Raw genomic sequence first — 20,828 nt, 5'->3', positions numbered from 1 at the left:
GTGCGCGCGAGCGCGGACGACCAGGAGCTGCGCTCGGCATCGCGTCGGCTGGCCCTGCAGTTCGCCCTCATCATCCTCGGGCTGTTCGTCGCGCTCGGGATCGTCGTCTACACCGTCGTCTCGGCGGGCCAGGTCGAGGCCGCGAAGCGCACGCTCGCGGACGCCTCCATGGTGGACTCGACGCACGACGCGCCGCGCAACCTGCTGGTGACGGTCGTCATGCCTCAGGGACGGGACAGCTCCCCGAACATGCCCGAGGGACTTCCCGACGAGTCCGCCCTGCAGTCGGTGATGTCCAACGGGGGCTCCGTGTCGGAGACCGTGGAGGCCGGCGGCCAGCGCTACCTGGTCGAGACCGACGTGCGCAATGGCAAGGTCGTCCAGATCGCGTACGGGCTCGGCGAGCAGCAGGAGGAGCTGAACCGCCTCGTCGTCGCCCTCGTGTTCTCCGGTCTGATCGCGTCCATCGCCGCGGCCGGCATCGGGCTGCTGTTGGCGCGGAGGTCGATCCGCCCGCTCGCGGACGCGCTCGGCCTGCAACGGCGGTTCGTCGCCGATGCTGGCCACGAGCTCCGCACCCCGCTCACGCTGCTGAGCACGCGCGCCCAGCTGCTGCGGCGCCAGGTCTCCGGAGGGACGGCCTCCAGAGAAGAGGTCCGGTCGGGACTGGATGAGATCGTCGACGACAGCCGGGCCCTCACCGAGATCGTGCAGGACCTATTGACCGCGGCCGACCCGCGCCAGATTGCCGAAAGCGAGGGGGTGGACCTGGGCGAGCTCGCCCAGGCCGTCGCGCGTTCGGCGGAGGCGCGGGCTCAGGAGCGCGGCATCCGTATCGACGTCGAGGCGGTACCGGACTCGGTCGTCACCGGCGCGCCCGTGTCTCTCCGACGGATGGTGGTTGCGCTGGTCGACAACGCCCTCGATCACGCCGCGTCCTACGTGCTGCTCACCGTGACCGTCGTGCGGGATCGCGTCGAGCTGGTCGTGCGGGACGACGGGCCGGGCTTCTCGGCCGGCGTGGAGTCCCGTGCGTTCGAGCGTTTCGCCACCGCCCGGGATGCGCAGCCGGGAGAGGACCGCCCGCGCCACTACGGCCTCGGTCTGGCGCTCGTGTCGGAGGTGGTGACCCGGCACGGCGGAACCGTCGCCGCCTCCAACGCAGCGGAGGGCGGCGCGGTGGTGACCGTCCGGCTACCGCGGGCGCACTGACCGCCCCTCCCCGTCAGCGCGACACGTCGTCCCTGAGCACCCCCACCGGCGCGACGATCGCGGACTCCAGCCGGCTCACAACCTCCAGGTAGTCGGCCGTCCAGATGAGCCGGACCGCCGTGGCCGTGTCGTGCATGTCGTCGGCGGTGCGCTGCGATGCGAGCACCGCGCCCGCGAGCTGCTGCACCATCGCCGGGTCGGCCGGCCGCGGCTCCGGAAGAGCCCCGCGAGCGAGCAGCTGGTCGGCGAGTTCGGCATACCAGGACCGCAGCCCCGCCAGGGCCTCGTCGAGCGCCGCCTTCGCCTCGGCCGTATGCCCGTCGGCCGCAGGCTGCCCGCGCCACAGCTCGACGATCGCGTCGCCGGCCTGCCGAACGCCGGCGACACCCGTCACCGACGCCGAGACCTCCGCGAGCGGCCGCCGCTTAGCCCCGCGCTCCGCCAGATACGTACGGAACGCGTCATCCAGCCGGCGCGACGCCGCTGCCGCCCGGGTGGCCTGCACACGCGGATCGGCTGAGCCGTCCCGTGTCCCCACCCCGTACGCGACCGCCGCTTCGAGGTACTGCACGCCGTCCCGGTACGCGTCACTGAGAGCGCGTCGCAACGACGCCGCGGCCCCGCGCGGCCAGAACAGCGCGCCCACGACGAGGCTGACCGCACAGCCGAGGGCGACGTCCTCGATCCGGATCAGGCCGACCGTCCATCCCGTCGGCGCGATGATGTTGAACAGCAGGACGAGCACGACGGTGAACGCCGCCTGACCCGCCGCGAACGAGATCGCCGCCGGCGCCACCCCGGCGACCAGGATCCCGATCGGCAGCACGATCCAGAGGACCACCGGGTCCTTGCCGATGAGCAGCAGCAGCCCGGCGCCGAGGACGACGCCGATCACCGTCCCGAGCACACCGCGCAGCACGTTCTGCCCGGTGCTCAACGCGTTCGAGCGCAGGACGGACAGCGTGCCCAGGACAACCCAGAAGGAGTGCTCCACGCCGGTCAGCTTGGCGAGCAGCACCGCGAGGGCCAGCGCGATCGCCCCGCGGATGCTGTTGCGCAGCCAGACCGAGTTCCAGCCGACGAACCCGCTCGCCCGTTCGGCCGCCGCCGCGACGGGTCCGCTCAGGCCGCCCGGCTGGCGCCCGAGCATCCGCTGCCACCAGCCCCGCCGCTCCGCGCGGGCGGTGAGTGCGATGTTCCGGCCGACCGTCGCGGCCGCATAGGCGAGCTCCTGGGCGCGGAACCCCGGGTCCAGGGTCGTCATCATCTCCTGCGCGACACCTCCCGCACGTGCTGGGACGGCCGGTTGGGCCAGCATCGCCGTCTCCACCGCGAGGCGTGCCTCGGAGAGCCGGTGCAGTGCATCCTCCAGCGGCACCGGATCCGCGCCGTGCTGAGCGAGAACGAGCGCCCCGGCGTCGAGGACCTCGGCAGCGGCGGACTTCACCGTCCACGCTGCAGCGTGCGTCGCCGACTGGATGTCCCTCCGCGGCCGGTCGAGACTGTCGTACTGCGTCATGACGGAGTCGAGCCACACGAGCTCGTCGACCAGCCGCACGATCGTGCGTGCGGGCGTGCTCAGCCCGGTCGGCCGATAGGGCGCGGCGATGAACGCCTCGTGCAGCGCCCTGACCGCGGAGTCCGCTGCGGCGATCGCGCGGTCGCGCCCTGCGGCGAGCGCCGCCTCCCCGTCGCCGCGCAGGAACGCCGACTCCGCCCGCAACCGCGCAGCGAGGGCGCCGATCGCCGTCACGGCCGGTCCCCGGAGCGGCTCCCGGGCGGGGGCCGGCCAGAGGACGGTGATCGCGACGATGCACACCACCGCCGCGATCCCCCACCCGGCCAACCGCGCCGGTATCGAGGCGACGGTTCCGGGCAGCGTGACCGGGAGGATGAACGCCAGCAGCAGCGACGTGCTCGCCGACGCCGTCACCGAGCTCACCGATCCGGCGAAGAGCACGAGCAGCGCGACGACCGCCATCCCGATCGCCGACAGCCACACCGGCTCGGACGCCAGCGTGCCGAGACAGACCAGCACGGCCCCGACCACGGCGAGCCCGACCATCGCCTGCACGCGCTCGCGCAGGGTGCCGCCGAAGTCGACGAAGAGCAGCATCGCGAACGTGCCGAACGCCGAGAAGAAGGCGACATCCGGGTTGCGGATCACCTGCGTGCCGAGCGCGAACAGCAGCGGCATCACGATCGCCGCACGCCCCGCGCGCCGAAGCGCGCTGAACCCGGGGTCGTGCCGACCCAGCCATCGAACGACGCGCATGCTGCCCTCCCCTCGCTGTTCAGGCTCAGACTAGGCGGCCCGACCTCCGCGCGGGGAGCGGGTCATGAATCTGTGGAGAGAAGCCCTTCGTACACCGCTCTGCGGAGGACTTCGGCGCGCAGGATCGCCTGCACCGCGTCCGTCCCCGCCTCGGAGGAGGCGGCCGACACCGCCTTCCTCACGGTTTCCGAACCGCCGACCAGCGTCGCAGACGGATGCACGTACGACCGCCGAGCGACCGCGAGGGTGTCTCCCAGCAGCTGCGCGGCCGCGTGATACGGCGCGAGATCGTCGCGCACGCGCCTCTCCGCGTCGAATCGCGCCCCTCCGGCGACCGCCGCGGCCGCCACCGTCGCACCCCACGTGCGGAACGTCTTCGCGCTCGACGCCGTGCCCGAGTGCGCATGGATGTAGGAGTTGACCGTCACGCTGTCGATGCGCCGCGGAACCGGCCGCTCGGCCGTGGAGAACAGCGCCGAGTCGTCGCCGTCCTCGACGGCGAGCCGCGCGCGGATCACCCCGGCGACCGCCGGGTCCTCGACCACGATGTGGTGCGAGATGTGCTCCTTGCCCACGAAGTCGAACGCGAGCGCATCGCCGTCCACGCTCACGTGCGCGCGGGTCAGCGTCGTCAGCCCGAACGTGTGGTTGTCCCGCGCATAGCGGTCGGTCCCGACGCGGAATAGCCCCTGATCGAGCAGCCGGACCGCCGCAGCGGTCAACGGGACGGCCGGAGATGCGGACTCGAGAGCGGCCAGGTCGGCGTCCACGCGTTCGCGGAGCACCGGGAGCGCGGCCGCGAAGTCCATCAACGCCGAGAACTTGCGTTCCTCCGCCCGCGCGACGGCCTCGGGAGAATAGAGGTACTGCGTGCGCCCACGCGCATCCACCCCGGTCGCCTGCAACGGCGCGTCACCGGTCGGCGCCGCCCACACGTGCGTCCACGCCGGCGGGATGCGCAGCCCGTCGAGCCGCGCGAGCGTCACCGCATCCCGTACCTCGTCACCCGCGTCGTCCACCCAGACGGCCGGCCGCACGCCGAGCCGGTGCAGCCCGGGCGGTCGCACCACATGGCGGGCGGTCGGCGCGGTGGACGTCTGCACACCGTTACTCTGCCCGATCGCGGCCCGACGACGAAGGGCCGGACCGACTTGTGCAGTCGATCCGGCCCTTCATTCGTCCGTGCGCGAGGGGGACTTGAACCCCCACGCCCTTGCGGGCACTGGCACCTGAAGCCAGCGCGTCTGCCAATTCCGCCACTCGCGCGAACCCAGGAACTCTAACACGACGCCCGGACCGTTCACGAATCGGGGACCCCCTCCAGGAGCCGATCTTCACCGGATCGCCAGGGGGTTTTCCAGGGTTCCGACTAACATGCATGTAGTCATCGAGCCGGAAGCGGGAGAGCGTGGGCATTCTGGACAACTTCGAGCGGGGGCTCGAGCGTGCGGTCAACGGCGCGTTCGCGAAGACCTTCCGTTCCGGGCTGCAGCCGGTCGAGCTCACCAGCGCGCTCCGCAAAGAGCTCGACACGAAGGCCGCCGTTGTCGCTCGCGACCGCGTCCTCGCGCCCAACCGGTTCGTGCTCCGGATGTCGGACGCCGACTACACCCGCATGCGCTCCATGGGGGCCGCGCTGACCGACGAGCTCATCGACTTCGTGACAAAGCACGCCGCAGCTCAGCACTACCAGTTCGCCGGCGGCATCTCGATCGACCTCGAGAAGGACGCCGAGCTCTCGGTGGGGATGCTGCAGGTCGAGTCCGAGAACGTGAAGGGCGACGTCGCCTGGACCCCGGTGCTCGACGTCAACGGCACCCACTACCCGCTGACGCACTCCCGCACGGTGGTCGGACGCGGCGCGGATGCGGACATCACCGTCGACGACACGGGCATCTCCCGTCGCCACGTCATGATCACGTGGGACGGCAACCGCGCCCAGGTGGAGGACCTCGGCTCGACCAACGGGACGAAGCTCGACGGCCAGCCCCTGCGCAAAGCCATCCTTGAGCCGGAGTCGGTCATCACGCTCGGCCGCACGCGCATCGTCTTCCGCGTCCTCCCGCAGGCCGCCCCGGGCGGAGCGCGACGCAGCGACGCCGGCAACTTCTGGAGTCCCTCGTGAACCCCAGTGAGCTGACGCTGCTGGTACTGCGGTTCGGCTTCCTTCTCCTGCTCTGGCTGTTCGTGTTCGGCATCGTCTACGCGCTGCGCACCGACCTGTTCGGGCAGCGCGTGCGCAAGCTGCCGGAGTCGCAGGCCGCAGCACCGGCCGGTCCCTTCCCGGCGAGCCCCGCGCCGGCCCCCGCGCCCGCCGCGGTCCCCGCCGGACCGACCGAACCGGTGATGAAGGCCGCCCCGGTCTCCTCCCTGCCGTCGGGCGCGAACCGCGCGAGCACGCACACGAACGCGAGCGTCCAGACCGCCCGCCGCCTCGTCATCACCTCCGGGCCGCGCGCCGGCACGGAGCTCCCGCTCGGGCGCGACCCGATCACGATCGGCCGCTCCAGCGAGTCCAACCTCGTCATCCGCGACGACTACACCTCCACCCACCACGCCCGCCTGCTCCTCTGGAACGACGAGTGGATGATCCAGGATCTCGACTCCACCAACGGCACGTTCCTCGACGGCCGCCGGGTGACCGTCCCGACCCAGGTCCCGCTCGACACGCCGATCAAGATCGGCACGACCACGTTCGAGCTGCGGCGGTAACCCGTGGCGGCGAACAAGGCGGCGGCCGTCTCCCACGTCGGGAAGATCCGCTCGAACAACCAGGACTCCGGCTACGCCGGACGGGACCTGTTCGTCGTCGCCGACGGCATGGGCGGCCACGCCGGCGGCGACGTCGCCTCGGCGATCGCCGTCAACCGCATCCGCGAGGCCGACCGCGAGTACGCGTCGTCCTCCGAGGCGGAGTTCGCCCTGCAGTCGGCCCTGATCGCCGCCAACTCCCTGCTCGCCGAGACCGTGTTCGAGCATCCCGAGCTCACCGGGATGGGCACCACCGTCAGCGCGATGGTCCGCGTCGGCGACCAGATCGCGTTCGCGCACATCGGCGACTCGCGCATCTACCTCTTCCGCGACGGCGAGTTGAAGCAGGTCACCACCGACCACACCTTCGTGCAGCGCCTCGTCGACTCCGGGCGCATCACCGAGGAGGAGGCGATGGTCCATCCCCGCCGCTCCGTGCTGATGCGCGTGCTCGGGGATGTGGACGCCTCCCCCGAGATCGACACCTGGACGCTCGACACCAGACCCGGCGACCGCTGGCTGATCTGCTCGGACGGCCTGAGCGGCGTGGTCAAGCACGACGACATGCTGGCCACCCTCGCGTCCAAGGACGGCCCGAAGCAGGTCGCCGAACGACTGCTCAAGCAGAGCCTGGACGCGGGAGCGCCCGACAACGTCACGGCCGTCGTGCTCGACATCGCGGACACCGCCCGCGGCGAGGTCATGAAGGATCCGGTGACGGTCGGGTCCGCCGCGTCGCCCCTGCAGTTCGGCGCCGAGCCGAAGCCGACCACCCGCGCGGCGCGGCTCCCCGGCCTCCGCCTGCACCCCATCCGCCCGGCCACCGGGCCGACGCACTTCGAGCCGCAGTCCGAGGACTACCTCGACGAGCTCATCGAAGAGGACGCGCGCCGCGCCCGCCGGCGTCGCCTCACCTGGATGATCGGGCTCATCCTCCTCGTCCTGGCGATCGTCCTCGGGATCGTCGTCGGGTACCAGTGGACGCAGTCCCGCTACTACGTGGGCGCGTCGCCCGACGGCAAGGTCGCGATCTACCAGGGCGTGCAGCAGGGAATCGGACCGATCAGCCTGTCCCACCTCTATCAGGAGTCGAACGTGACGGTCGACGACCTGCCCGAATACGACCAGCAGCAGGTGGAGCAGACCATCAACGCCGACGACCTGCAGGCGGCGAAGACGATCGTGGAGCAGCTGAGCGATGCCGGCAAGCAGTAGCGCGCAGGCGCCCCAGCGACCCCGGACCGCCACCGGTCCGGTCAAACGGCTGCGCCTTCCGGCGAAGCTCCGCAACCTGGAGCTCTTCCTCCTCGTCATCGCCTGCGCCATCAACGCCGCCGCGGTCGTGCTGGTGCAGCTCGGTGCGCTCGGCCACGTCGACCTCACGCTGGTCTACCTCGGCGCCGGTCTCTCCGCGCTGGTGATCGGAATGCACATCGCGCTGCGCTTCGTCGCACCCCAGGCGGACCCGTTCCTCCTGCCGATCGCGACGGTGCTCACCGGGATCGGGATCGCCGAGATCTACCGCATCGACATCCACTACAAGGATGCGGGCTGGGACAGCGCGGGCGTCAAGCAGATCGTGTGGGCGGCGATCGCCATCGTGGCCGCCATCCTGGTGGTGAGCCTCATCCGCAACCACCGCATCCTGCAGCGGTACACGTACGTGTTCGGCTTCGCGGCGCTGATCCTCCTGCTGCTGCCGATGCTGCCCGGGATCGGCAAGGAGATCAACGGCGCCCGAGTGTGGATCGGCATCGGCCCGTTCAGCTTCCAGCCCGGCGAGATCGCCAAGCTCTGCCTGGCGATCTTCTTCGCCGGCTACCTCGTGCAGACACGCGACTCGCTGTCGGTCGTCGGCAAGAAGTTCCTCGGCATCCGGTTCCCGCGAGCCCGCGACCTCGGCCCGATCCTCGTCGTCTGGCTGGCGTCCATGGCGGTCATCGTCTTCCAGCGCGACCTCGGCACCGGACTGCTCATATTCGGCCTCTTCCTGGTCATGCTCTACGTGGCCACCTCGCGCATCAGCTGGGTCATCCTCGGTGTCCTGCTCGTCGTAGGCGGTGCGGTGATCGCCAGCCAGGTCCTGCCGTACGTGCACGACCGGTTCGCGAACTGGCTCACGCCCTTCACACCGGGCCGGTACGACGCCGAGCTGGGCGGCAGCTACCAGCTGGTGCAGGGGCTGTTCGGTCTCGCGCACGGCGGTCTCATCGGCACGGGGCTCGGTCAGGGCCAGCCGTGGATCACGCCGATCTCGCAGAGCGACTACATCATCGCGAGCATCGGAGAGGAGCTCGGGCTGGCCGGCCTGTTCGCCATCTTCGCCCTCTACCTCGTCTTCGTGGCGCGCGGCCTGCGCATCGGCTTCGCCGGTCAGGACGACTTCGGGAAGCTCCTCGCGGTCGGCCTGTCGTTCACGGTGGCGCTGCAGTGCTTCATCGTCATCGGCGGCGTCACCCGCGTCATCCCGCTGACCGGCCTCACGACGCCGTTCCTGGCTGCGGGAGGCTCGTCGCTCGTCGCCAACTGGATCATCGTGGCGCTGCTGCTGCGCCTGTCGGACACCGTCCGCAATCAACCCCGGCTGGTGGTGAGCTGACATGAATCGTGAGATCAAGCGTGTGAGCACGATCGTGCTCGGGATGTTCCTCGCACTGCTCGTGTCGACCTCCATCCTGCAGGTGTTCTCGGCGGACACGCTCAACACGGATGCCCGCAACACGCGTGCGCTCAACGACAGCTACTCGGCGCAGCGCGGCGCGATCCTCGTCAAGGGTCAGCCGATCGCGCAGTCCGTTCCGTCGAACGACGTCTACAAGTGGCAGCGGGTCTACAGCAACGGGCCGCTCTACTCGGCCGTCACCGGCTTCTTCCCGATCAACGGAGAGCCGACCGGCCTCGAGGGCGCCCTCAACGCGAAGCTCAGCGGCTCCGCCAACTCGCAGTTCTTCGACCGGATCAACGCCATCCTGACCGGCAAGAACCCGCAGGGCGCGACGGTCGAGACGACGATCGACCCCGTCGCCCAGCAGGCCGCGTGGGATGCGCTGGGCGACCAGCAGGGGGCCGTCGTGCTGTTGCAGCCCAAGACGGGCAAGATCCTCGCGATGGTCTCGAAGCCGACCTACGACCCGAACCAGCTCGCGTCGCACGACGGCAAGGCCGTCGACAGCGCGTACCAGGGGCTGCTCGCGGCTCCCGGCGACCCGCTCATCAACCGCACGATCGGCGGTGACCTCAATCCGCCCGGATCGACCTTCAAGCCGGTGATGAGTTCGGCCGCCTTCGGCACCGGGCAGTACACGAAGGACAGCCAGCTCCCGAACCCGGCATCGCTGCCCCTTCCCGACTCCCCCACGGTCGTCAAGAACGACTCGCTGACCACCTGCGGACCGGGCGCCACAGTGTCGATCGCGACCGCGCAGATCCTGTCGTGCAACATCCCGTTCGCCGAGCTGGGCATGCAGCTCAAGCCCGAGGTCATCAAGGACCAGGCGGACAAGTTCGGCTTCAACCAGGCGCTCAGCATCCCCATCCCGGTCGAGAAGAGCGTCTACCCGCTCTACACCGACGCGGCCGAGCGCGCCCTGGGCTCGTTCGGACAGAAGGACGACCGCGCGACGCCGCTGCAGATGGCGATGGTCTCGGCGGCGATCGCGAACGGCGGGACGCTCATGACGCCCAACCTCGTGGACTCCATCCGGTCGGCTGATCTGCAGACCGAGGAGAGCTTCCAGCCCAAGGAGTTCTCCCGCCCGCTGAGCCAGCAGAACGCGGACACCATCAAGCAGATGATGGTCGACGGCGTCGATCACGGTGTTGCGAGCAATGCAAGAATAGGTGGGGTTCAGGTCGGCGGTAAGACGGGCACGGCGCAGAACGGGAACGACGATCCCTACACGCTGTGGTTCACCGGTTTCGCGCCGGCGAACGACCCGGAGTTCGCTGTGGCTGTAGTTGTCGAAAATGGCGGTGGACAGGGTCAGAGCGGCACGGGAAACTCCATCGCCGCTCCGATCGCGAGGAAAGTACTAGAGGCGGTGCTGAATAAATGAGACCCACAGCAGGGCTCACCTTCGGGGGACGTTACGAGCTGCAGTCGCGGATCGCGATCGGCGGGATGGGCGAGGTCTGGCAGGCCACCGATCTCGTCATCGGGCGCACCGTCGCCATCAAGATCCTGAAGGACGAGTACCTCGGCGACCCCGGCTTCCTCGAGCGCTTCCGCGCGGAGGCGCGGCACGCCGCCCTCGTCAACCACGAGGGCATCGCCAACGTCTACGACTACGGCGAGGAGGAGGGCAGCGCCTACCTGGTGATGGAGCTCGTCCCCGGCGAGGCACTGTCGAGCATCCTGGAGCGGGAGCACGTCCTCAGCACCGACCGCACCCTCGACATCGTCGCCCAGACCGCCGCCGCGCTGCACGCCGCCCACGCAGCCGGCCTGGTCCACCGCGACATCAAGCCCGGCAACCTCCTCATCACGCCGGACGGCCGCGTCAAGATCACCGACTTCGGCATCGCCCGGATCGCCGACCAGGTGCCGCTCACAGCCACCGGCCAGGTCATGGGCACCGTGCAGTACCTCTCGCCGGAGCAGGCCTCAGGCCACCCGGCGTCGCCGACGACCGACATCTACTCGCTCGGCATCGTCGCGTACGAGTGCCTCGCCGGACGCCGCCCGTTCACCGGCGAGTCGCAGGTCGCGATCGCAATGGCGCAGATCAACGAGGCGCCCCCGGAGCTCCCGGCGACGGTCGCCGAGCCGGTCCGCAACCTGGTTTTCGCGTGCATCGCGAAGAACCCCGCCGACCGCCCCGCCTCGGCCGCGCACCTCGCGCGCGCCGCGCAGGCCCTGCGCCGTGGAGACATCCGCGCAGCAGCAGCATCCGTCCCGGCCATCCTGGGCGCCGCCGCCGCGACCGACGCAGCCACCGTGCTCATGCAGTCGCCGACCGCGGCCCCGACGGCGGCGACCACTGTGCTGCCCTCGACCGCGGTCGCCCCGGTCGTCGAGGAGACCACCACCACCGAGCCGGTCGAGGAGCGCAAGCGCAGCCGTTGGACCTGGCCGCTGATCGCTCTCATCGCGCTGCTCGCGCTCATCCTCATCGGCACGATCATCACTCTGGTGGCGCAGCCGAAGGCCGCACCGACGCCGACGCCGAGCACGCCGCCGGTCACGCAGTCGTCGACGCCGTCTCCGACGCCGACACCCACGAGCAACACCGTGCAGATCACCGAGAGCGACTTCCTGGGCCTCACCGCCGATCAGGCGCGCGACAAGCTGCAGCAGCTCGGGATGGTCGCCGACGTCTCGCAGGGCAACGCCGCGACGACGCAGGACCAGGCCAACAAGGTGTACTCGGTCAACCCGACCGGTCCGGTGCCGAAGGGCTCGACCATCTCGGTCAAGGTCTACGGTCCGGTCGCACCCATCCCGACCCCGACCGACACGGTCTCGGCCAACCCGCCGTCCGGCCAGGGCACCCCGCAGTCGCAGATCACGGTGAACTTCGGCTCGGCCACGTGCCCGGCCGGCCAGAACCTCGTCGGCCGCCGCCTGTACGTGAACGGTCAGCCGCAGACGCCGGTCAACGACACCAAGATGGTGTGGTCCCCGAGCGCCGCGGGCACCTACCAGCTGACCTACACGATCTTCTGCGGCGAGTCGGTGGAGTCGGGCCAGTCGCCCGCGCTGCCGTACGAGGTCGTCGGCTCCACCTCGACGCCGAACCCCGGCGGCAACGGCAAGTGACGGGTCTCCCCTCGGGGAGATACCCAGCCACGCCCCGCTACACTATCCGGAGTCACGCACCGACAAGGAGTCCGCATTGAGCCCAGATAGCCGCCTGCTCGCAGGCCGATATCAGGTGGGCGAACTCATCGGTCGCGGCGGCATGTCCGACGTGCACCGCGGCACCGACTCCCGTCTCGGCCGCACCGTCGCGATCAAGCTGCTCAAGCCGTCGCTCGCGACCGACCCGGCGTTCCGCACCCGCTTCCGTCAAGAGGCGCAGGCCGCCGCGCGCATGACCCACCCGACGATCGTCCGCGTCTTCGACGCAGGCGAAGAGACGGTGCGCGAGCCGAACGGCCACGAGGCGCAGCTGCCCTTCATCGTCATGGAGTACGTCGACGGCGTGCTCCTCAAAGACCTGATCAAGCGCGGTCCGCTCGAGGTCCAGGAGGCCGTGCGCATCACCGAGGGCATTCTCACCGCCCTCGAGTACTCGCACCGCGCCGGCGTCGTGCACCGCGACATCAAGCCGGGCAACGTCATGATCACCAAGACCGGCCAGGTCAAGGTGATGGACTTCGGCATCGCCCGCGCGATCAGCGACTCCTCCGCCACCGTCGCCCAGACGACCGCGGTGCTCGGCACCGCCAGCTACTTCTCGCCCGAGCAGGCGAAGGGCGAGTCGGTCGACGCGCGCACCGACCTGTACTCGACCGGCGTCGTGCTGTTCGAGATGCTGACCGGCAGGCCGCCCTTCCGCGGCGACACCCCGGTCGCCGTCGCCTACCAGCACGTCAGCGAGACCCCGGTCGCCCCGAGCACCGTGAACCCCAAGGTCTCGCCGGCGATGGATGTGGTGGTCGCCCGGGCGCTCACCAAGGACCGCTTCGAGCGCTACCAGACCGTCGCCGAGTTCCGCGCCGACCTCGAGGAGGCCGCCGCCGGCCGCATCCCGAAGCGCAAGCACGAGGACGAGTTGGCCGAGACGCTGTTCGGCGCTCCGCCGAGCGCCGTGTCGGGCCCGGAGGCCGCGTTCCGTCAGCTCGCCGAGGACCAGACCATGACGCGCACGCAGCGGCGCCCACCGGTGATCTGGATCTGGGCCGGCATCGCGATCATGGCCGTCGTCATCGTCGCCGTCCTCGCGTGGGTGCTCCGCCTCGCGCCGAGCACCACGATGCCCGACACCTCCCGCAAGGTCCCCAACCTCTCGGGCCAGACGCTCGACAAGGCCACGGCCCAGCTCGACGACATGAAGCTCAAGTGGGTGCAGTCCACCGAATCCAGCCCCACGTATGCGCAGGGCCAGGTCATCCGCACCGATCCCGGCGCCGGGATCGTCGTCGCCACCGGTGACACCATCACGGTGTACGTGTCGACGGGTAAGAAGACGGTCACGGTACCGGATGTGCACAACATGACGGTGGATGCCGCCACGGCCGCGCTGCAACAGGCCGGGCTCACCGTCGGTCCGACGACCTCGGAGAATTCGCCGAGCGTGCCGGCCAACGTCGTGATCACGACCGACCCGGCACCGAACGCCTCTGCGCACGAGGGCGATCCGATCGGGCTCCACGTGTCGAGCGGCAAGGTGACGCTCACCGACCTGACCGGTCAGACGATCCAGGCCGCCACGGGCATCCTGTCTCAGCTCGGCCTGACGGCCAATCCGAAGCCGGATCCCACCTGCCCGCAGGACAAGGGCGCGACGATGGTGCACACCCAGTCCGTCGCACCGGGAGACGTGCCGCAGGGGACGACCGTCGACCTGACCTACTGCTCCGGCTGACGCGCTTCGTGCCTGTCGGACTCAGCCCAGCTTGACCAGCGGGCTGAGCGTCCTCGACGCCTCGGCAGCACCGGCCAATCCGGCGACCTCGAGCCAGTTGCCGAGCATCCGGTAGCCGCCCTCGGTGAGCACCGACTCCGGGTGGAACTGCACGCCGTAGATCGGCGCCTCACGGTGCTGCAACGCCATGATGACGCCGCCGGGCGTGCGCGCGGTCACGTTCAGGTCGTCCGGAAGCGTGCCGTCGACCACCGCGAGCGAGTGGTACCGCGTCGCCGTGAAGGGCTGTGCCACGCCGTCGAACAGCGGGCTGTCGTCGTGAGCGACCTGCGACGTCTTGCCGTGCATGAGCTCCTCGGCGTTGGTGACGACGCCGCCGAAGGCCTCGGCGATCGCCTGGTGGCCGAGGCAGACGCCCAGGAGGGGCTGCCCGGTCGATAGCACCTGCTCGACGACCGGGATCGAGACGCCCGCGTCGGCGGGTTTGCCCGGTCCGGGAGAGATGAGGACCGCGTCGTACTCGGCGAGCTTCGCGGGCAGGTCCTCGACCGCGATGTCGTCGTTGCGCACGACCTCGGTCTCGGCGCCGAGCTCCTGGAGGTAGCCGTTCAGCGTGTAGACGAAGCTGTCGTAGTTGTCGATGACGAGGACGCGGGTCACGTGCCCACGGTACCTTCCTGCGGACCGACGAGCGAATCCACCCAAGGGAACACCCAGGTAACCAGTGCGAACAGCACGACCGCGATCAGGACGAGCAGAAGCAGGAGCCGGACCCACCACGGGCCGGGCAGAAGGCGCCAGAGCGCTGCGTACATGGTCAGCCTCCCTGTCCGACGACGGCGGCGATCTCGCTCGGCACATCCTGCGGGGGCGCGAACGACTGGTAGACGCTGTACGCGATGAGCCGCTCCCCCGCGGCGAAGGGCGGATTGCACGTCGTGATGGTCATGAACCGCTCGACCGGCGTCGCGCCGGGCTGTCGCGGGACCGGCAGGAGCACACCGACCGCCGAGGGCTGCACGTACTCGAAGTTGCGGAACGTGTACGTGTACCAGCCGTCCTTGGTCTGGACGTAGATGCGGTCGCCGATGCGCAGCTTCGACAGGTCGATGAAGGTATTGCCCCACCCGGAGTCGTGGCCGGCGACGGCGAAGTTGCCGACCTGGCCCGGCATCTGGGTGTCGATGTAATGGCCGACGCCGGCGGTATAGCTGTTGAGCACGCGCTCGGTGTCGACGGTCTGCCGGATGGTGCGCTTCCAGTCGGGCCCGAGTCGCGGCACGTACAGCACCGCGAACGGCTCGTAGGGGGCCGGCTTCGCCAGCACGGGCGGATCGGCCTCGGGTTCCGGTGTCGGCTTCGGCGCCTTGATCGCGTCGTCGATCCACTTCTGGCTCTGCTCCGCGGCCGCCGATGTCTGCTGGTTGGAGGTGACGAGGTTGTTCCACCAGATCTGCCAGCCGAGGAACAGCAGGACCAGCACGCCGCCGGTGATGAGCAGCTCGCCCAGCACCCCGAGCACGGTGGGACGCCGGTGCGGCCGGCGTCGCCGGGCCCTGCGCGTCTCCTCGGTGGTCATGTGTCGCATTCTAGAGAGCGGCGCTGGGGAATCGGGCAGCATTCCACAGGCCGTCCCCCGTACGGGGCATCAGGAAGCCTCCTGCCTTCCCCGCTACACTGTGGTGCTATGGCACGCAGCAAGTCGAAGACGAAACCCGAGCGACCCGCCCGCGCTGAGCGCACTGCAGCGGCGTCCGGAGAAGAGGCGCCGAACCCGGTGTGGTTCAAGCCGCTGATGTTCGGCTTCATGCTGCTCGGCCTGATCTGGATCATCGTCTTCTACGTCAGCCAGAACCAGTACCCCATCCCGGCGCTCGGCGCCTGGAACATCCTCGTCGGCTTCGGGATCGCCTTCATCGGCTTCCTCATGACCACGCGCTGGCGGTAGACCCCGCGCATCCCGTGCCTCGAGCCCGGGTCGGCTTCCCGCCGGCCCGGGCTTCGTGTTTTCCACAGTTGTCCACAGGGACCCTGTGAACAGTTGCCGCGCGTTGGCCGACGATTTCCCCAGTGTTAATAAGCCTGTGGAGAGTTACAGCAGTGTAATTACCCACAGTGTTAATAAGCCTGTGGATAACTTATCCACGCGATGTGGGTAATTACACGAAGACGTGGATGAGGCTCAGCGCCACGAAGACGACGCAGAGCAGGACGAGCAAGGGCAGCTGCCACCGCCGCCGGTTCGCCTGGCGCGTCTCCACGAAGATCAGGCCCACCAGCACGCCGCCGATGAGTCCGCCGACGTGCGCCTGCCACGCGATGTTGAACCCGGGGAGGAACCCGATCCCGAGGTTGATGGCGAGCAGGACCAGCATCTGGGTCGCGTTGCCGCCCAGCCGTCGCTGGATGATGAAGTAGGCGCCGAAGAGACCGAAGATCGCTCCGGACGCGCCGACAACCGGCACGACGGGAGAGGCGATGAGGAGCACGCCGAGCGAACCCGCGAAACCACTGATCAGGAACAAGGCCAGATAGCGGGCACGTCCCAGCATCGGCTCGAGCGCCGAGCCGAAGATGAACAGCGTGTACATGTTGAGCAGCAGGTGCAGGATGTTCGCGTGCGCGAAGATGCTTGTGAACATCCGCCATGGCTCGAACGCTCCGGACACGGACGCCGGATACGAGTACGCGCCCGCGTAGCGCAGGGCGTTCGTCACCTGGAAGCCGAGCAGATCGCCGACGGTCTGCACGATGAAGACCAGGACGCACACGCCGATGATGGCGTAGGTCACGACAGGCGCACCCTGCCCGGTCAGACGCGTCATCCACGCCGGCTTGGTGCGCGGGTGCGAGGCGCGCTGCTGCGCCATGCATTCCGGGCACACCACACCGACCGCGCCAGGGGTCTGGCACTCACCGCAGATGGTGCGGCCGCACCGCTGGCAGAGCACGTAGCTCTCGCGATCGGGATGGCGGTAGCAGTAATTGGAGCGCGCGCCGACGGGCTGAGTCATGGTTCTACTCCGCCCGCCTTTCTGTTCAGACCTGCTCGATGTCGATCGACTCGATGACCACGTCGTCCAGCGGCCGGTCGCGCGCGTCGGTCGGAACCTCGGCCAGCTTGTCGACGATCTTGCGCGACGCGTCGTCCGCGACCTCGCCGAAGATCGTGTGCTTGCCCTGCAGCCAGGTGGTCGGGGCGACCGTGATGAAGAACTGCGAGCCGTTCGTGCCGCGGCCGCCCTGGACGCCGGCGTTCGCCATCGCGAGGATGTACGGCTGGGTGAAATCGAGCTCCGGGTTGATCTCGTCGTCGAACTGGTAGCCCGGGCCGCCGACGCCCTGACCGAGCGGGTCGCCGCCCTGGATCATGAAGCCGGGGATGATGCGGTGGAAGACCACACCGTTATAGAGAGGAGCGTTCGTCTTCTCGCCGGTGGCGGGATGCGTCCACTCGATCTCGCCCGTCGCCAGGCCCTCGAAGTTGCGGACCGTCTTCGGCGCGTGATTGCCGAAGAGGTTGACCTTGATGTCTCCGTAGTTAGTGTGGAGCGTGGCGACAGCGGTGTGCTTAGACATGGCACCAATTCTTGCACAGGGCGTATAGACGACCCGGGCAGCCGTGAGAGCTCTCGGGCCATCCCCAGCCCTTTCGGTGGCAAGATGGAGTCAGTCGCCACCGATGACTCGACGGAGGAACAGATGAGCCTGACACGGAAGCGCCAGAAGGAACTCAAGCGACTGCGCAGCGGAGCCGAGGAGCTGTGGAGTCAGCAGCAGGAGGTCCTGGCCAACGCCAACGCGCTTGCCGCCGAGGCCCGCAAGCAGGCGGCCTACTACACCCGCGAGGAGATCGCGCCGCGCGTCCGTGAGGGGTACGACCAGTACGTCGTCCCCACGGCGCAAGCGGCCAAGGACACCGCGGGCCGCTACGCCGGCCAGGCCCGCGAGAAGGTCGTCCGCGATGTCATCCCGGCCGTCGGCACGGTCGTCGGCACCGCCCTCTCGGTGGTCGACCACGCGCGAGCCGCACGTTCCGCCGCGTTCGCCGGCGACTTCCAGAAGGCGCGCAAGGAGCTGACGAAGAAGGTCAAGGTGGAGCCCCAGAAGTCCGGCCCCGGTGCCGGCGGCGTCATCGCCATCGGTTTGGGACTCATTGCGGCCGTCGGACTGCTGTACGCCGTCTGGCAGACCTTCCGCGCCGACGACGAGCTCTGGGTCGCGGACGAGGAGCCGACGACGCCCGCATCGACCGGCGACTCGGCGGCCGAGTCGCAGCAGTAGGGGCTGAACCCCAGGGTCCATTCGGGGGTTTCCCCGATGGCGATGGTGCGCGCCCGCTGCGAGGCTGAAGAGCATGAACACTCTCTTCCGTCCCCGTGATGAGCGCATCCTCGCCGGCGTCTGCGCCGGTCTCGCGCTGCGCTTCGGCCTGCGCCCGTGGACCGTGCGCATCCTCTTCCTGCTGTCCTGCCTGCTTCCCGGACCGCAGTTCCTCGCCTACATCGTGTTGTGGATCCTCATGCCGAGCGAGCAGCGCCGCCCGGTGAGCACTCAGGCCTGATCGAGTCCGGCGAGCCCGAGGGCGATGTCGACCAGCTCGACGCGGCGCTTCGGGATCCGTCCGAGCGGGAACCACGCGGCCTCGTCGGTCGTGCCATCCAACTCGTTCGTGAGAGTGCCCCCGACGACGCTCGCGCGGTAGATGATCCGCAGCGCATGGAGCGGTCCGGCCTCCGGGATGAAGCGATGCTCGTGCGGGATGACCTTCGAGTCGATCCCGAGCAGCGCTCCCGCCTCCGCCGCGTACCCGGTCTCTTCGGCGATCTCGCGTACGACCGCGTCCGCCGGATCCTCCCCGGGTCGATCCCGCCGCCGGGCAGCGTCCACCCGGACCGGCCGCTCTCGTTCCAGTGCGCGAGGAGGATGCGGTCACCGTCGGTGATGACGCCGTAGGCCGCGACTCGGATGTCCACCGCCTCACACTACTGCCGATGTCGGTGGTCGGGGGCAGACTAGTGGTGATGCCCGAACTGCCGGAAGTCACCGCCCTCGCCGCCGACCTCGACCGCCGGCTGACGGGTCGTGTCATCGATCGGCTCGGCATCGTTGCGTTCTCGGCGCTGAAGACCTTCGACCCGCCCGCCGACGCCCTGCACGACCTGACGATCAGCGGCGTCACCCGGCACGGCAAGTTCCTCGACATCGCCGCGGGCGAGCTGCACGTCATCATCCACCTCGCCCGCGCCGGCTGGATCCGCTGGCGCGACAAGCCCCCGCCCCCGCCCACTGGTCGCTTGGGCAAGGGACCACTGGCCGCGCGGCTCGTCCTCGACGACGGTTCGGGCCTCGACATCACCGAGGCCGGCACCAAGAAGAGCCTCGCGATCTACGTCGTCGCCGATCCCTCGGAGGTGCCGGGGATCGCCCGACTGGGCCCGGACCCGCTCGAAGCCGCGTTCACGGAGGCGGTCTTCGCCGGCATCCTCGCCGCGCAGGGCCGCGCCCAGATCAAGGGAGTGCTGCGCAACCAGTCCCTCATCGCCGGGATCGGCAACGCGTACTCGGACGAGATCCTGCACGTCGCCAAGATGTCCCCGTACAAGCCGGCCAACATGGGGCCGGACGATGTCGCCCGCCTCTACGAGGCCGTCCAGTCGACGCTGCGCGAAGCACTCGCGCGGGCGGATGGCCTCGCCGCGTCGGAGCTCAAGAGCGAGAAGAAGTCGAACCTCCGCGTCCACGGACGCACGGGCGAAGCGTGCCCGGTGTGCGGGGACACGATCCGGCAGGTCATCTTCCACGATTCGACGTTCCAGTACTGCCCCACGTGCCAGACCGGCGGCAAACCCCTCGCCGACCGGGTCCTGAGCCGGCTGCTCAAATAGTCAGCACGCGCAGTCGATCGCACCGAGCGGTGCCGTGAGGTCGTCGATCGCCCGCACGACGGGGCCGGCGTCGTCCACGACCGACAGTCCCTCGCGCGCCCAGTACTCGAAGCCGCCGATCATCTCGCGCACCTCGTAACCGAGCAGGGAGAAGGCGAGCGCTGCACGCGTCGACCCGTTGCATCCCGGGCCCCAGCAGTACACGACGACCGGCGTGCCCGGGGCGATGAGCTCGGGCGCGCGGTCGGCGATCTCGGACGTCGGCAGGTGGATGGCGCCTTCCACGCGTCCCTGCCGCCAGGCCGCCTCGCCCCGGGAATCGACCAGTACGAAGCGCTCCCCTGCGTCCATGGCCGCCTTCACATCAGAGGGATCCGTCTCGAACTGGAGCTTCGCGGCGAAGTGGCGGGCGGCTTCGGAGGTCGTGATCGTCATGCCTCGAGCATATGAAGGCGATCGACCCGATGGAACAGACGATCGACGGCAGTCCGTTCGTTGCACCGTCGATTCCATGCCAGAATCGCGGCATGGCCGTCACTCTTCCGTTCACCGCCGACAGCGTCGATCGGGCGCTTCTCGCCGAGCTCCAGCGGGACGGCCGACAGTCCGTCGCCGAGCTCGCTCGCCGCGTCCACATGTCGAACAGCGCGGTCGCCGAGCGCATCCGTCGACTCGAGGAGGCCGGGGTGATCGCGGGCTACCGCGCGGTGGTCGACCCGGATCGGCTCGGGTACGGCATCCTGGCGTTCCTGCGCCTGCGCTACCCGAGCAGCCAGTACCAGCCGCTGCACGACCTGCTGGCCGATATCCCGGAGGTTGTCGAGGCGCACCATGTCACGGGGGACGACTGCTTCATCCTGAAGGTCGTCGCGACGTCGATGCGTCACCTTGAGCAGGTGAGCGGACGAGTCGGAACCCTGGGGAGCGTGACGACGAGCGTCTCGTACTCGAGCCCGTTCCCGACACGGCCGATCGTGCCGCCACAGGAGTGATGAAGAGAAGGGGTGGAGCCTAGGAGATTCGAACTCCTGACATCCTGCTTGCAAAGCAGGCGCTCTACCAACTGAGCTAAGGCCCCGAAACGGGAGAATGGTGGGGATACGAGGACTTGAACCTCGGACCTCTTCGTTATCAGCGAAGCGCTCTAACCGCCTGAGCTATATCCCCGAATGG

General features: G+C 69.3%; 20 protein-coding genes, 3 tRNA genes and 1 pseudogene. 13 read left to right on the top strand and 11 right to left on the bottom strand.

The features are described from left to right. Nucleotides 1-1,212 carry a two-component sensor histidine kinase gene (locus A0130_11420; GenBank protein ANF33405.1) on the top strand — a complete coding sequence of 404 codons (1,212 nt, stop codon included), beginning with the start codon at nucleotides 1-3 and terminating at the stop codon, nucleotides 1,210-1,212. 13 nt (nucleotides 1,213-1,225) lie between these two features. Here A0130_11420 and A0130_11415 read toward each other — a convergent pair whose 3' ends face one another. The 3 genes from A0130_11415 to A0130_11405 form a co-directional block, all read right to left on the bottom strand. Beyond that, nucleotides 1,226-3,487, bottom strand: coding sequence for a hypothetical protein (locus A0130_11415; protein ID ANF32203.1), 2,262 nt, complete (start codon nucleotides 3,485-3,487; stop codon nucleotides 1,226-1,228). A 62-nt stretch (nucleotides 3,488-3,549) separates the two neighbouring features. Next, nucleotides 3,550-4,590: a hypothetical protein gene (locus A0130_11410; GenBank protein ANF32202.1), complete on the bottom strand. Its 1,041-nt coding sequence runs from the start codon at nucleotides 4,588-4,590 to the stop codon at nucleotides 3,550-3,552. A gap of 80 nt (nucleotides 4,591-4,670) precedes the next feature. Continuing rightward, nucleotides 4,671-4,753, bottom strand: a tRNA-Leu gene (locus tag A0130_11405). Between the two features lie 142 nt (nucleotides 4,754-4,895). On the opposite strand from A0130_11405, the gene A0130_11400 reads away from it, so the two are divergent. From A0130_11400 to A0130_11370, 7 genes are all read left to right on the top strand, one after another. Next, nucleotides 4,896-5,612 (top strand): phosphopeptide-binding protein, encoded by a 717-nt coding sequence (locus A0130_11400; protein ID ANF32201.1) that lies wholly within the window; start codon nucleotides 4,896-4,898, stop codon nucleotides 5,610-5,612. Next, nucleotides 5,609-6,199 carry an FHA domain-containing protein gene (locus tag A0130_11395; protein ID ANF32200.1) on the top strand — a complete coding sequence of 197 codons (591 nt, stop codon included), beginning with the start codon at nucleotides 5,609-5,611 and terminating at the stop codon, nucleotides 6,197-6,199. Before A0130_11400 ends, A0130_11395 begins: the two co-directional genes overlap by 4 nt. Nucleotides 6,200-6,202: 3 nt before the next feature. Beyond that, nucleotides 6,203-7,453: a protein phosphatase gene (locus tag A0130_11390; protein ANF32199.1), complete on the top strand. Its 1,251-nt coding sequence runs from the start codon at nucleotides 6,203-6,205 to the stop codon at nucleotides 7,451-7,453. Beyond that, nucleotides 7,437-8,837: a cell division protein FtsW gene (locus A0130_11385; protein ANF32198.1), complete on the top strand. Its 1,401-nt coding sequence runs from the start codon at nucleotides 7,437-7,439 to the stop codon at nucleotides 8,835-8,837. Before A0130_11390 ends, A0130_11385 begins: the two co-directional genes overlap by 17 nt. 1 nt (nucleotide 8,838) lies before the next feature. Beyond that, complete coding sequence (locus A0130_11380; GenBank protein ID ANF32197.1) at nucleotides 8,839-10,293, top strand: cell division protein FtsI; 1,455 nt, start codon at nucleotides 8,839-8,841, stop codon at nucleotides 10,291-10,293. Continuing rightward, nucleotides 10,290-11,996 carry a serine/threonine protein kinase gene (locus A0130_11375; GenBank protein ANF32196.1) on the top strand — a complete coding sequence of 569 codons (1,707 nt, stop codon included), beginning with the start codon at nucleotides 10,290-10,292 and terminating at the stop codon, nucleotides 11,994-11,996. Before A0130_11380 ends, A0130_11375 begins: the two co-directional genes overlap by 4 nt. Before the next feature lie 115 nt (nucleotides 11,997-12,111). Beyond that, entirely contained in the window at nucleotides 12,112-13,767 is a 1,656-nt protein-coding gene (locus tag A0130_11370; GenBank protein ID ANF32195.1) for a serine/threonine protein kinase, read from the top strand. Between the two features lie 21 nt (nucleotides 13,768-13,788). Here A0130_11370 and A0130_11365 read toward each other — a convergent pair whose 3' ends face one another. Then, nucleotides 13,789-14,427, bottom strand: a complete 639-nt coding sequence (locus A0130_11365) for a glutamine amidotransferase (protein ID ANF32194.1) — start codon at nucleotides 14,425-14,427, stop codon at nucleotides 13,789-13,791. Nucleotides 14,428-14,584: 157 nt separating this feature from the next. Continuing rightward, entirely contained in the window at nucleotides 14,585-15,289 is a 705-nt protein-coding gene (locus A0130_11360; GenBank protein ANF33404.1) for a hypothetical protein, read from the bottom strand. Between the two features lie 165 nt (nucleotides 15,290-15,454). On the opposite strand from A0130_11360, the gene A0130_11355 reads away from it, so the two are divergent. Beyond that, nucleotides 15,455-15,715 carry a septation inhibitor protein gene (locus A0130_11355; protein ID ANF32193.1) on the top strand — a complete coding sequence of 87 codons (261 nt, stop codon included), beginning with the start codon at nucleotides 15,455-15,457 and terminating at the stop codon, nucleotides 15,713-15,715. A gap of 211 nt (nucleotides 15,716-15,926) precedes the next feature. Here the strand turns inward: A0130_11355 and A0130_11350 are convergent, their stop codons facing one another. Next, nucleotides 15,927-16,781: a rhomboid family protein gene (locus tag A0130_11350; GenBank protein ID ANF32192.1), complete on the bottom strand. Its 855-nt coding sequence runs from the start codon at nucleotides 16,779-16,781 to the stop codon at nucleotides 15,927-15,929. A gap of 25 nt (nucleotides 16,782-16,806) precedes the next feature. Beyond that, entirely contained in the window at nucleotides 16,807-17,346 is a 540-nt protein-coding gene (locus A0130_11345; GenBank protein ANF32191.1) for a peptidylprolyl isomerase, read from the bottom strand. 123 nt (nucleotides 17,347-17,469) lie between these two features. On the opposite strand from A0130_11345, the gene A0130_11340 reads away from it, so the two are divergent. Next, nucleotides 17,470-18,051 (top strand): hypothetical protein, encoded by a 582-nt coding sequence (locus tag A0130_11340; GenBank protein ANF33403.1) that lies wholly within the window; start codon nucleotides 17,470-17,472, stop codon nucleotides 18,049-18,051. Between the two features lie 73 nt (nucleotides 18,052-18,124). Next, complete coding sequence (locus tag A0130_11335) at nucleotides 18,125-18,331, top strand: hypothetical protein (protein ANF32190.1); 207 nt, start codon at nucleotides 18,125-18,127, stop codon at nucleotides 18,329-18,331. Here A0130_11335 and A0130_11330 read toward each other — a convergent pair. After that, nucleotides 18,322-18,743, bottom strand: a pseudogene (locus A0130_11330) (DNA mismatch repair protein MutT). The gene A0130_11335 and the pseudogene A0130_11330 overlap by 10 nt on opposite strands. Before the next feature lie 48 nt (nucleotides 18,744-18,791). On the opposite strand from A0130_11330, the gene A0130_11325 reads away from it, so the two are divergent. Next, entirely contained in the window at nucleotides 18,792-19,655 is an 864-nt protein-coding gene (locus A0130_11325) for a DNA lyase (protein ANF33402.1), read from the top strand. On the opposite strand, the gene A0130_11320 is transcribed toward A0130_11325, so the two are convergent. After that, entirely contained in the window at nucleotides 19,656-20,090 is a 435-nt protein-coding gene (locus A0130_11320) for a sulfurtransferase (protein ID ANF32189.1), read from the bottom strand. Nucleotides 20,091-20,182: 92 nt separating this feature from the next. Here A0130_11320 and A0130_11315 point away from each other — a divergent pair, with 92 nt between their 5' ends. Then, nucleotides 20,183-20,647 (top strand): ArsR family transcriptional regulator, encoded by a 465-nt coding sequence (locus A0130_11315; GenBank protein ANF33401.1) that lies wholly within the window; start codon nucleotides 20,183-20,185, stop codon nucleotides 20,645-20,647. 10 nt (nucleotides 20,648-20,657) lie between these two features. Here the strand turns inward: A0130_11315 and A0130_11310 are convergent. Together A0130_11310 and A0130_11305 are read right to left on the bottom strand one after the other, a co-directional pair. Continuing rightward, nucleotides 20,658-20,733 (bottom strand) — tRNA-Ala (locus A0130_11310). Between the two features lie 12 nt (nucleotides 20,734-20,745). Next, nucleotides 20,746-20,822: transfer RNA gene (locus tag A0130_11305), tRNA-Ile, on the bottom strand. Nucleotides 20,823-20,828: the final 6 nt, after the last annotated feature.

The sequence above is a fragment of the Leifsonia xyli genome (assembly GCA_001647635.1).
In the GTDB taxonomy this organism is placed as follows: domain Bacteria; phylum Actinomycetota; class Actinomycetes; order Actinomycetales; family Microbacteriaceae; genus Leifsonia; species Leifsonia xyli_A.
Note: the sequence above shows the minus strand (reverse complement) of the source record. Positions and strands in the feature narration are given on the sequence as shown.